Below are 11163 nucleotides of genomic sequence, written 5' to 3' on the forward strand. Positions count from 1 at the left end.
AACTACCGTGGCAGCGTACTTTCCCCCATCAGAAACTCATCCACCGACCGCGCGCACTGCCGACCCTCGCGAATCGCCCACACCACCAGCGACTGCCCGCGCCGCATATCGCCAGCCGCGAACACCTTCTCGACATTCGTAACGTAATCATCCGTATTGGCGCGTGCATTGCCGCGGCCGTCCAGATCTACGCCGAAGGCATCCAGCACATTCTTTACAGGTGAAACGAAACCCATGGCCAGCAGCACCAAATCAGCAGGCAGCTCGAATTGCGAACCTTCCACTTCACGCATTTTCATCTGGCCTGTTGCCTTGTCCTTGAACCACTCCACACGAATGGCGATCAGTTTTTCCACTTTGCCGTTCTTGCCTTCGAACGATTTGGTGGCGACTGCCCAGTCGCGCTCGCAGCCCTCTTCGTGCGAGGACGATGAACGCAGCTTGGCGGGCCAGTATGGCCATGTCAGCGCTTTGTCTTCCGTCTCGGGCAGCTTGGACATCAGTTCGAATTGCGTGACAGAGGCTGCGCCGTGCCGATTGCTGGTGCCTACGCAGTCGGAGCCGGTATCGCCGCCACCGATGACGATGACGTGCTTGTCTTTGGCGGTGATTTGTTTGCTGACGCGGTCGCCATTACAGGCCTTATTCTGCTGACGCAGGAAGTCCATGGCATAGTGAATGCCGCGCAGTTCACGGCCCGGCACGGGCAGGTCGCGCGGGTTCTCGGCCCCGCCAGTCAGCACGACGGCGTCGAACTCTGCCTGCAGCGATTCGGGGGTGCGAGTGTTCAGGCCATCTTCGGCATGTTCGGCGGCGCCCACGTAGGTGGATGGGCAGAATTCCACGCCTTCGGCTTCCATCTGGGCAAGCCGGCGGTCAATGTGGGACTTTTCCAGTTTGAAGTCGGGGATGCCGTAGCGCAGCAGGCCGCCGATGCGATTGCTTTTCTCGAATACGGTAACGGAATGCCCTGCGCGAGCCAGTTGCTGCGCGCAGGCCAGGCCAGCCGGTCCGGAGCCGACAACGGCCACTTTCTTGCCGGTTTTGCGTGCTGGCGGCTGCGGAATCACCCAGCCTTGTTGCCAGCCTTTGTCGATAATGGCGTGCTCGATGGACTTGATGCCCACCGCGTCATTGTTGATGTTCAAGGTACAGGCCGCTTCGCAGGGGGCGGGGCATACGCGCCCAGTGAATTCCGGAAAGTTGTTGGTGGAGTGCAGCACATCGAGTGCGCTGCGCCAGTTTTGCTGGTAAACCAAATCATTCCAGTCGGGAATGATATTGTTGACTGGGCAGCCGCTGGTGCAGAACGGTATGCCGCAATCCATACACCGTGCGCCTTGTTGCTTGGCTTCGGTGTCGGTCAGGGTGTGGACGAATTCCTTCCAGTTTTTAACGCGTTTCAGCGGTGCTTCGTAGGTCTCTTTGACGCGCTGGAATTCAAGAAAGCCGGTAACTTTGCCCATGTCTTTTCCTTAGGCCGCAATTTGTTGTGGATTGACCGCGCGCCAGAGTTCGCCCAGGGCGCGCCGGTATTCGATGGGCATGACTTTGACGAACGACATGCGTGCGCGAGCCCAGTCGTCGAGCACATCGCGAGAACGGAAGCTGCCGGTGTGTCGATAGTGGCCTTCGACCAATCGCCGCAAAATCGTTTCGTCGGTTTCCCGCTCGCCGCCGCGGATCGCGCTGTGCCAGGTTTCAATTTGGCCCAGTTCGCTCTGCTCGTCATGGGACAGCAGCCTTTCGAGCTCGACCATGGACAGGTTGCAGCGGCGCCGGAAGGTGTTGTCGGGATCCCAGACATAGGCCACGCCGCCCGACATGCCGGCTGCAAAATTGCGCCCCGTGGCGCCAAGCACCACGACTGTGCCGCCTGTCATGTATTCGCAACCGTGGTCGCCGGTCCCTTCTACGACGGTGGCAGCCCCCGAATTGCGTACGGCAAAACGTTCGCCCGCCACGCCATTGAAGTAGGCCTCGCCCGACAAGGCGCCATACAGCACGGTGTTGCCGGCGATGATGTGGTCGGGGCCGAAGCCGCGGAAATCATTGGGTGAACGTACGATGATGCGGCCGCCCGATAGGCCTTTGCCCACATAGTCATTGGCTTCGCCGACCAGGTCCAGGGTGATGCCGTTGGCCAGGAAGGCGCCAAAGCTTTGGCCGGCCGCGCCGTTGCACTGAATATGTATGGTGTCGTCGGGCAGGCCTTCGTGGCCGTAGCGCGCCGCCACGACGCCGGATAACATCGAGCCGATGCTACGGTTGCGGTTGCGTACCGGTGTGATGAAAGACACTTTCTCGCCGCGTTCGATGGCCGCTTTGCTGCGTTCAATTAACTGATGGTCCAGGGCGTGATCCAGCGCATGATCTTGTGTCTGGGTTTGATATAAAGGGGTGGTGGTAGCCACTGCGTGGAAGACGCGACTGAAGTCCAGACCTTGCGCTTTCCAGTGCTCGATGCCGGGACGCATATCCAGCAGGTCAACGCGTCCGATAAGCTCATCAAAGCTGCGTATGCCGAGTTGCGCCATGATTTCGCGCACTTCTTCAGCAACGAAGAAGAAGTAGTTCACCACGTGTTCAGGCTTGCCCTGGAATTTCTTGCGCAGCAGCGGGTCCTGCGTAGCAACGCCTACCGGACAAGTATTCAGGTGGCATTTGCGCATCATGATGCAGCCTTCGACGACCAGCGGCGCGGTTGCAAAGCCGAATTCATCAGCACCCAGCAAGGCGCCGATAGCGACATCGCGGCCGGTTTTCATTTGCCCGTCGGCCTGCACGCGGATACGGTTGCGCAAGTTATTCAGCAGCAAGGTTTGCTGTGTTTCGGCCAGGCCCAATTCCCATGGTGTGCCGGCATGCTTGATGGATGAAACGGGGGATGCGCCTGTGCCGCCATCATGGCCGGCAATGACCACGTGGTCGGCCTTGGCCTTGGCAACGCCTGTGGCCACGGTGCCTACGCCCACTTCCGATACCAGCTTGACCGAAATCGACGCTTTGGGATTCACGTTTTTCAGGTCATGGATAAGCTGGGCCAAGTCTTCGATAGAGTAAATGTCGTGGTGCGGTGGGGGCGAAATCAGCCCCACGCCTGGCACGGAATAACGTAGTTTGGCAATGTATTCAGATACCTTGTGGCCAGGTAATTGCCCGCCTTCGCCAGGCTTGGCGCCTTGGGCCATTTTGATCTGAATCTGATCGGCGCTGGACAGGTATTCGGCCGATACGCCAAAGCGTCCCGACGCAACCTGCTTGATGCGCGAACGTAAAGAGTCGCCCGCGGTCAGCGGCACATTGGCTTCAATACGGTCCGAGCCCAGGAACGATGCCAGCGTATCGCCTTTCTTGACGGTGCTTTTGCCGGCGCGCATTTCAGCGCGGTAGCGAAGTTCGTCCTCGCCACCCTCGCCGGTGTTGGATTTTCCACCAATGCGGTTCATGGCAACGGCCAGCACAGTATGGGCTTCGGTCGAAATCGAACCCAACGACATGGCGCCGGTGGCAAAGCGTTTTACGATGTCCTTGGCTGGCTCGACCTCGTTCAGCGGAATGGCGCGCGCCGGATCTACCTTGAACTCGAACAGGCCGCGCAGCGTCATGTGGCGGCGCGACTGGTCGTTGACCAACTGGGCGTATTCCTTGTACGTGCTGTAGTTATTGGCGCGTGCGGCATGCTGCAATTTGGCAATCGAATCGGGCGACCACATATGGTCTTCGCCGCGCACTCGCCAGGCATAGTCCCCACCCGCTTCCAGGGCGTTGCTGAGTACAGGGTCGTTGCTGAACGCGGCCTTATGCAGGCGCAGGGCTTCTTCGGCTACTTCAAAAATTCCTATGCCTTCGATATTGCTTTGCGTGCCGGTAAAGTATTTGTTGATCAGGCTGGAGTGCAGCCCGACCGCCTCGAAAATTTGCGCACCGGTGTAGGACATATAGGTCGAAATGCCCATCTTGGACATGACCTTGTTCAGGCCTTTTCCGATCGCCTTGATGTAGTTCTTGATGGCGGTTTCGGGCTGGTCCATCATGGCCAGCGACTCTAGTGCAAGGTAGGGGTGGATGGCTTCGGCGCCATAGCCACCCAGCAGTGCAAAGTGGTGTACCTCGCGGGCCGAGCCGGTTTCCACCACCAGTCCTGTCTTGGTGCGCAAGCCAGCGCGGATCAAATGCAGGTGGATGGCTGATGTGGCCAGCAGCGCGGGAATGGCCACGCGTTCGCTGTCGATATTGCGGTCGCTGATCAACAAGATGTTATAGCCGCTGAGCACCGCGTCGGCGGCATTCGAACAAAGCGAGGCGATACAGGCTTCAATGCCATCGGGGCCCCAGGCCGTGGGGTAGGTGATGTCCAGTTCGAAGCTGCGGAATTTGTGCGCGGTGATTTTCTCGATGTTGCGGATCTGCGCCATGGCGGCCACATCCAGCACGGGTTGCGTCACTTCCAGGCGTAGCGGCGGATTGACGTTATTGATATCCAGCAGATTGGGCTTGGGGCCAATGAATGACACCAGCGACATGACTAACTGTTCGCGTATCGGATCGATAGGCGGATTGGTCACCTGGGCGAACAATTGCCGGAAGTAGTTATAGAACGGCTTGGATTTGTTGGACAGCACGGCAAGCGGCGCGTCGTTGCCCATGGAGCCCATGGCTTCTTCGCCGGTAGCGGCCATGGGTTGCAGAATGAATTTGTAGTCTTCCTGCGTCCAGCCAAAGGCTTGTTGGCGGTCCAGTAGCGATGCGGTCGCTATAGGGGCGTCGTCCAGTTTTTGCGTCGGCAGCGATTCCAGCTTCATGCGCAGACGTTCAATCCATTGCCGGTAGGGGCGGGTGTTGGCTAGCTGCGACTTGATTTCCGCGTCATCGATAATGCGGCCTTGCTGCAGGTCGATCAGGAACATTTTGCCTGGTTGCAGGCGCCATTTCTTGACGATGCGGTGTTCGGGAATGGACAGGGTGCCGGCTTCGGAAGCCAGGATCACCATATCGTCGTCGGTAATCAGGTAGCGCGCGGGGCGCAGGCCATTGCGATCCAGCAAGGCGCCAATCTGGCGGCCATCGGTAAAGGCAATGGCGGCGGGGCCATCCCAGGGCTCCATCATGGCAGCATGGTATTCGTAGAACGCCCGGCGGTTTTCGTCCATGTCGGTGTGCTGTTCCCAGGCTTCGGGAATCATCATCATCATGGCGTGCGCCAGCGAATAACCCGACATCACCAGCAGTTCCAGGCAGTTGTCGAAGGTTGCCGTGTCAGACTGCCCTTCGTAGACGATGGGGTACAGCTTGGGCAAGTCTTCGCCCAGTACCGCCGATTGCATGGCGCCTTCGCGGGCGCGCAGCCAGTTGAAGTTGCCTTTTACCGTGTTGATTTCGCCGTTATGCGCGATCATCCGGTAAGGGTGAGCCAATGGCCAGGCGGGGAAGGTGTTGGTGGAAAAGCGTTGGTGGACCATTGCCAGCGCCGATACCGCGCGGCTATCGGCCAGGTCGCGGTAGTAACTGCCTACCTGGTTGGCCAGCAACAAGCCTTTGTACACCACGGTGCGTACTGAAATCGACGGTACAAAATATTCTTGTCCGTGCGCCAGCAGCATATTCTGTATGGCATGGCTGGCGGTTTTGCGGATGACGTAAAGTTTGCGCTCTAGCGCGTCGGGCACCATGATGTCGTTGCCCCGGCCTATGAATAGCTGGCGTATGACCGGTTCACAGGCGCTCACGGTTGGCGACATGGGCATATCGCGGTCGATGGGCACATCACGCCATCCCAGTACGACCTGGCCTTCGTCGCGCACGGCGCGTTCCAGCTCTTGCTGACAGGCCAGGCGCGAGGCCATTTCCTTAGGCAGGAAAACCATGGCTACGCCATATTCATCGGGCGGAGGAAGCTCAACGCCCAGGATGGCCATTTCCTGGCGATACAAGATATCGGGAATCTGGATGAGTATGCCGGCGCCATCGCCCATGAGCTCGTCAGCACCCACCGCGCCGCGGTGATCCAGGTTTTCCAGGATCTTCAACCCTTGCTGGATGATAGCGTGGCTTTTGCGGCCTTTGATATTGGCCACAAATCCCACGCCACAGGCGTCGTGTTCATTGTTGGGGTTATATAAACCCTGGGCGGACGGTTTGGTCGTGGTGGTTAAAGACTTGGACATAAGGAGGCTCACAGGTCGATTGGCACGCCGGGTGGGCAAGCGACTGGCCGGACAGCAGTCTGGCGGTGCGCTGGGCGCTTTTGGTGCGGTGCAATAACTGAAAGATACTGCCGGAAAGTCCGTTTTACAAGAAAAACAAATAGGGTATGTCCCTATTTATTGATTTGTCAGTTTATATGTGACATAATTGGGGACGCACTTAAATCATTGATTATAAAAGGAGAAATAAAATGATATTAAAACAAATTGCGCTTATGACCAACAGGCTTATGCTGGGAAGCAAGCAAAAAAAATTGTTGTCGACCGGAAAAAAAGCTGCACGATTGCAACGTGCAGGGCAAAAAACCAACCATGGCGACCACAAGCTTGATGGCGGCATGGGGGTTGTGTTTTTCGGGTCGCAGGTTCGCGCTTCGCGCTAATCAGGCCTGTTCAACTCCGCGGGCACCAGTTTTCGTGGTCGCCCGCGGGGGGCTGGCGATATGCGCCGTGACGCCTGGGTTTGAAGTCGGGCCAGAAATACGGATTCGCCCAGTACCCATTGACCAAAGAGCGCCTGCTGAATCCGCAGGCTCTGCGCCGCAGACAAGCCCATCCCCATCCGTTCTCTGTATCGTGCCTGCCGTGCAAATGGCGTATTACCGTCTTCCCAATAATCGTTGTGATCGGTAACCAGTGCATCGTTGCGCGTATGTAAACCTGTGTGCCCCGCTGCAGACGACCACGGCCAGTTCTCGGCCTTATCCACATAATGCAGTTGGACGGGCAGGGATTCCAGCCACATCAGTGCGGGCAGCACCCAGCGGCCAGGTTCAATCAGGGCGCTGCGGTACCGGCCCGTAAACACACGTCCGTGCCGAATGCGCGTCGCCATACGTCGCCCTAGGGCCTGCATGAGTTTAGACAGGCTTAGCGCATCAGGCGGGGTGGCCAGCAGAGTGATGCGGTCATTCAATAGCAGCCAGCCATGCAATGCCACTTTGTGTTCCCGAGCGTCTTGTTCCAGCCAGGCCAGTAATTGGTTTAGTTCGGCAACTGGAGCGGGATCAGAGACGGCTGCCAGCGGGTGCGCAAATTCCGCTTGCACAAGTTGCGGTATTTGTGGGGCGTAAAGGCGTGGCAATCGGGCCATAACAGGCGAACAGCTAAAAGAGGCGTGGCCTCTATTCTAGTTAAATTTCATGCGGGTTGATTAATTCGACATTAAAAAAGGGAATGTGGTTTCAAAAAAAGCTGTCATGGATTATCGTGACTTGATTCCATATTCAGGAGCCGGCAGCGTTGCGGCTCACCTGTTCACTAAGGGGTAGGTTTATGCAGTCTGGTCAATCCGGTCAACAAGCGGCTGATGCCGCCCGATTCCATATACGCAAAGTGGCGGTGTGCGGCGCCGGCGTCATGGGGGCCCAGATTGCCGCGCATTGCGTCAATGCGGGCGTGCCTGTCGTGTTGTTCGACCTGCCGGCCAAGGAAGGCGACAAGAATGGCATCGCTAAAAGAGCCATCGCGCAGTTGGCCAAGATTAATCCTGCCCCCTTGGGCATCCCGGAATTGGCGGCATTGATTACACCCGCCAATTATGACGACGATTTGCATCGCCTGGCCGATTGTGACCTGGTCATCGAAGCCATCGCAGAACGTTTGGACTGGAAGCGCGATCTTTATCAGAAGCTGGCGCCTGCCCTTAAGCACGATGCAATCATTGCCAGCAATACGTCGGGGCTGTCGATTACAGAATTGGCCGCGGCCTTGCCCGAATCCTTGCGTCACCGGTTCTGCGGCGTGCATTTTTTCAATCCGCCGCGCTATATGACGCTGGTCGAGCTGATTCCTACTTCGCACACCGAACCCAGGTTGCTGGATTTGCTGGAAACCTTTTTGGTGTCGAACATGGGTAAAGGGGTAGTGCGGGCCAAGGACACCCCCAACTTTATCGGTAACCGCATCGGGGTCTTCGGCATCCTGTCGGTATTTGCGCAAGCCGAGAAATTCGGGCTGACTTACGAACTGGTCGATGACCTGACGGGCGCCAAATTAGGCCGAGCCAAGTCTGGCACTTTTCGCACGGCAGACGTGGTCGGGCTGGACACGCTGGCCCACGTTATACGCACCATGCAAGATCAGTTGCCTGGCGATCCGTTTCACGCGCATTTTGGCGTGCCGCCTGTCGTGGCCGGACTGATAGAAAAAGGGGCGCTGGGCCAAAAAACTGGCGCGGGATTTTATCGCAAGGAAGGTAAATCCATATTGCGACTGGATCCTGCCAGCCAGGAATATGTGGCAGCCGACGCGAAGATCGACGAGGAGGTTGCGGCCATTCTTGCCGAGCGCGATCCCGCCAAGAAACTGAAAGCCTTGCATGAATCCAGTAATCCGCAGGCGCAGTTTCTGTGGGCCATATTGCGTGATAGCTTTCACTACAGCGCTGTCCATTTGGCTGATATTGCCGATACTGCGCGTCAAGTGGACCTGGCCATGAAGTGGGGCTTTGGCCATGCCCAGGGTCCGTTCGAGATCTGGCAGGCGGCGGGCTGGCAGGACGTGGCCGGCTGGATCACCCAGGATATCAAGGCGGGCAAGACCTTGTCTGATGCGCCCTTGCCCGAGTGGGTCTTGCGTGGCCCAGTATGGGAGGCGCAGGGCGTGCATACCGCAGCCGGGTCATGGAACCCACACGAAAAACGGTTCGAAGGCCGAAGCGTTCTACCTGTATATCAGCGGCAAATCGGTGCGCCACGGCTTGTGGGCGAAGCCGTCAGCTTAGAGCCTTCGGTGGTCTACGAGGATGACGCGGTTCGTTGCTGGACCTTGCCGGCGCCGCATCCTGGCGATGTCTTGATTCTGTCGTTCAAAAGTAAAATGCACACACTTAGTCCCGGCGTGGTGCGCGGAATAATGCATGCGGTTGACCTGGCCGAGGCCTCGTTCAAAGCCTTGGTTATCGGGCAGCTGGACGACCCTTTTTCAGCGGGCGCCGATCTTAAGGCGATGTTGCCGGCCTTTGTGCAAGGTGGTGCTACCGCGGTAGAGCCCATAGAACGCGAAATGCAGGACATGGTTTTGCGTCTGCGCTATGCGCAAGTGCCAGTGGTGGCCGCTCTGGCTGGCCTGGCTCTGGGCGGCGGCTGCGAGCTGTCAGTGCATTGCGCAAGGCGTGTTGCTCATTTTGAAACCTACATTGGCTTGGTCGAAGTCGGCATCGGCCTGGTGCCGGGCGCTGGCGGGCTGACATTTTGCGCGCGCAGGGCGGCCGAACTCCAGGCCGAAGCGGCGCCCGACGCGCCCTTGCTGGCTTTTGTGAAAAAGTTTGCTTTGGCCGTGGCCAGCGCCCAGGTATCGAAGTCCGCGCTGGAGGCCCGGAAAATGGGTTACCTGCAGTCATCGGATCCTGTTGTCATGAATCGCCACGAACTGCTGTATGTGGCGGTTCGAGAAGCGAGAAATCTGTCAGAGACGGGTTGGCGCGCGCCGCTGGCGCAACGTTTCCCGGTGGCGGGCCGCGATGGCATCGCCACGCTCAAGGCGCAATTGCTCAACATGAAGGTGGGCGGCTTTATCTCTGATCACGACTTTACTGTGGCCGAAAAAGTGGCCTATGTCATATGCGGGGGCGATGTAGATCCGGGCTCTCTTGTAGATGAAGCATGGATGCTTAAGCGCGAGCGTGAAGCGTTCCTGGAGCTGCTGGTCCTGCCCAAGACGCAGGAGCGCATTGAGGGCATTCTTAAAACCGGCAAGCCCGTTCGCAACTGATGTCGCGTAGTCCGACACCTACGCCAAGCAAATAACACACGGAGTCAGGCATGACCACTTTGCAACAAGCCTATATCGTCGCGGCAACGCGCAGCCCCATAGGCAAAGCGCCTCGCGGCTTTTTTTCGCACACGCGGCCCGACGACCTCTTGGCCACCGTCATCAAAGGCTTGTTGGCGCAGGCGCCGGGCCTGGATCCGGCCGCGATTGAAGACGCCATTGTCGGCTGCGCCATTCCGGAAGGCCCGCAAGGCTTGAATGTGGCTCGCATAAGCGCGCTGCTGGCGGGTTTGCCGTCGTCGGTGGCGGGGGTTACCGTGAACCGTTTTTGCGCGTCGGGTTTGACGGCCATTGCCATGGCGGCCGACCGGATACGTGTGGGCGAAGCGGATGTGATCCTGGCTGCAGGCACCGAGTCCATGAGCCTGGTGCCGACGATGGGTGTAAGCACCTCGTTCAGCCCGAAAATTTTCGCCAATGACGAGAATCTGGGCATAGCCTATGGCATGGGTTTGACGGCTGAACAAGTGGCCACGCAGTGGAAGGTATCGCGCGAAGATCAGGATGCTTTTGCGTTACAGTCCAATCAGCGCGCCATTGCAGGCCAGCAGGCAGGCGAATTTGCCGACGAGATCTTGCCTATTGATGTCGTCAGCCGCAGTCCCGATCTGGAAAGCGGGGAAATTGTGGTCCGCCATAAAACGGTATCGCTGGATGAAGGGCCGCGCGCGGAAACCAGCCTGGAAGCTTTGGCAAAGCTGCGTCCAGTTTTCGCTGCCCGGGGTAGCGTTACGGCAGGCAATAGCTCACAGATATCCGATGGCGCAGGTGCGTTGCTGGTGGTGTCGGAAAGGGCGCTCAAAACCCATAACCTTACGCCGCTGGCGCGTTTCGTGTCGTTTGCGGTGAAAGGCGTGCCGCCGGAAATCATGGGTATAGGGCCTAAAGTAGCCATTCCGCACGCGTTGAAGCTGGCCGGACTAAGGCAGGATCAGATGGGCTGGATAGAGCTCAACGAAGCCTTTGCGGCGCAATCGCTCGCAGTCATCCGCGATCTCGGCCTGGATCCCGATGTCGTTAATCCGCTGGGCGGCGCCATTGCCTTGGGCCATCCTTTGGGCGCTACCGGCGCCATCCGCGCTGCAACGCTGATTCATGGCCTGCGCCGCCGCAATCTGGAATACGGCATGCTGACCATGTGCGTGGGTACAGGCATGGGGGCTGCGGGGATTTTCCAGCGGGT

At 58.3% G+C, this 11163-nt stretch carries 6 protein-coding genes; 3 read left to right on the forward strand and 3 right to left on the reverse strand.

Features of this window, described 5'->3' with window-relative positions:
- Window positions 1-2: 2 nt before the first annotated feature.
- Window positions 3-1466 (reverse strand): glutamate synthase subunit beta, encoded by a 1464-nt coding sequence (locus ABWO67_RS16555; RefSeq protein ID WP_353153520.1) that lies wholly within the window; start codon window positions 1464-1466, stop codon window positions 3-5.
- A 9-nt stretch (window positions 1467-1475) separates the two neighbouring features.
- Window positions 1476-6167 carry a glutamate synthase-related protein gene (locus ABWO67_RS16560; protein ID WP_353153523.1) on the reverse strand — a complete coding sequence of 1564 codons (4692 nt, stop codon included), beginning with the start codon at window positions 6165-6167 and terminating at the stop codon, window positions 1476-1478.
- Window positions 6168-6397: 230 nt separating this feature from the next.
- On the opposite strand from ABWO67_RS16560, the gene ABWO67_RS16565 reads away from it, so the two are divergent.
- Complete coding sequence (locus ABWO67_RS16565) at window positions 6398-6589, forward strand: hypothetical protein (RefSeq protein ID WP_353153525.1); 192 nt, start codon at window positions 6398-6400, stop codon at window positions 6587-6589.
- On the opposite strand, the gene ABWO67_RS16570 is transcribed toward ABWO67_RS16565, so the two are convergent.
- Window positions 6586-7299 carry a hypothetical protein gene (locus ABWO67_RS16570; protein WP_353153528.1) on the reverse strand — a complete coding sequence of 238 codons (714 nt, stop codon included), beginning with the start codon at window positions 7297-7299 and terminating at the stop codon, window positions 6586-6588. The genes ABWO67_RS16565 and ABWO67_RS16570 overlap by 4 nt on opposite strands.
- A 182-nt stretch (window positions 7300-7481) precedes the next feature.
- Between ABWO67_RS16570 and ABWO67_RS16575 the strand changes: the two genes are divergently transcribed.
- Together ABWO67_RS16575 and ABWO67_RS16580 are read left to right on the forward strand one after the other, a co-directional pair.
- Complete coding sequence (locus ABWO67_RS16575; protein WP_353153530.1) at window positions 7482-9920, forward strand: 3-hydroxyacyl-CoA dehydrogenase NAD-binding domain-containing protein; 2439 nt, start codon at window positions 7482-7484, stop codon at window positions 9918-9920.
- Window positions 9921-9970: 50 nt separating this feature from the next.
- The coding region (locus tag ABWO67_RS16580; RefSeq protein ID WP_353153533.1) for an acetyl-CoA C-acyltransferase at window positions 9971-11163 on the forward strand (1193 nt) is incomplete at its 3' end.

Origin of the sequence: Pollutimonas bauzanensis (assembly GCF_040393045.1) — a bacterium.
Taxonomy (GTDB): Bacteria; Pseudomonadota; Gammaproteobacteria; order Burkholderiales; family Burkholderiaceae_B; genus Pollutimonas; species Pollutimonas bauzanensis_A.

Coding starts and splice junctions, on each gene's coding strand:
- ABWO67_RS16570 (WP_353153528.1), bottom strand. CDS start 7,299: ATGGCCCGATTGCCACGCCTTTACGCCCCACAAATACCGCAACTTGTG.
- ABWO67_RS16565 (WP_353153525.1), top strand. CDS start 6,398: ATGATATTAAAACAAATTGCGCTTATGACCAACAGGCTTATGCTGGGA.
- ABWO67_RS16555 (WP_353153520.1), bottom strand. CDS start 1,466: ATGGGCAAAGTTACCGGCTTTCTTGAATTCCAGCGCGTCAAAGAGACC.
- ABWO67_RS16560 (WP_353153523.1), bottom strand. CDS start 6,167: ATGTCCAAGTCTTTAACCACCACGACCAAACCGTCCGCCCAGGGTTTA.
- ABWO67_RS16575 (WP_353153530.1), top strand. CDS start 7,482: ATGCAGTCTGGTCAATCCGGTCAACAAGCGGCTGATGCCGCCCGATTC.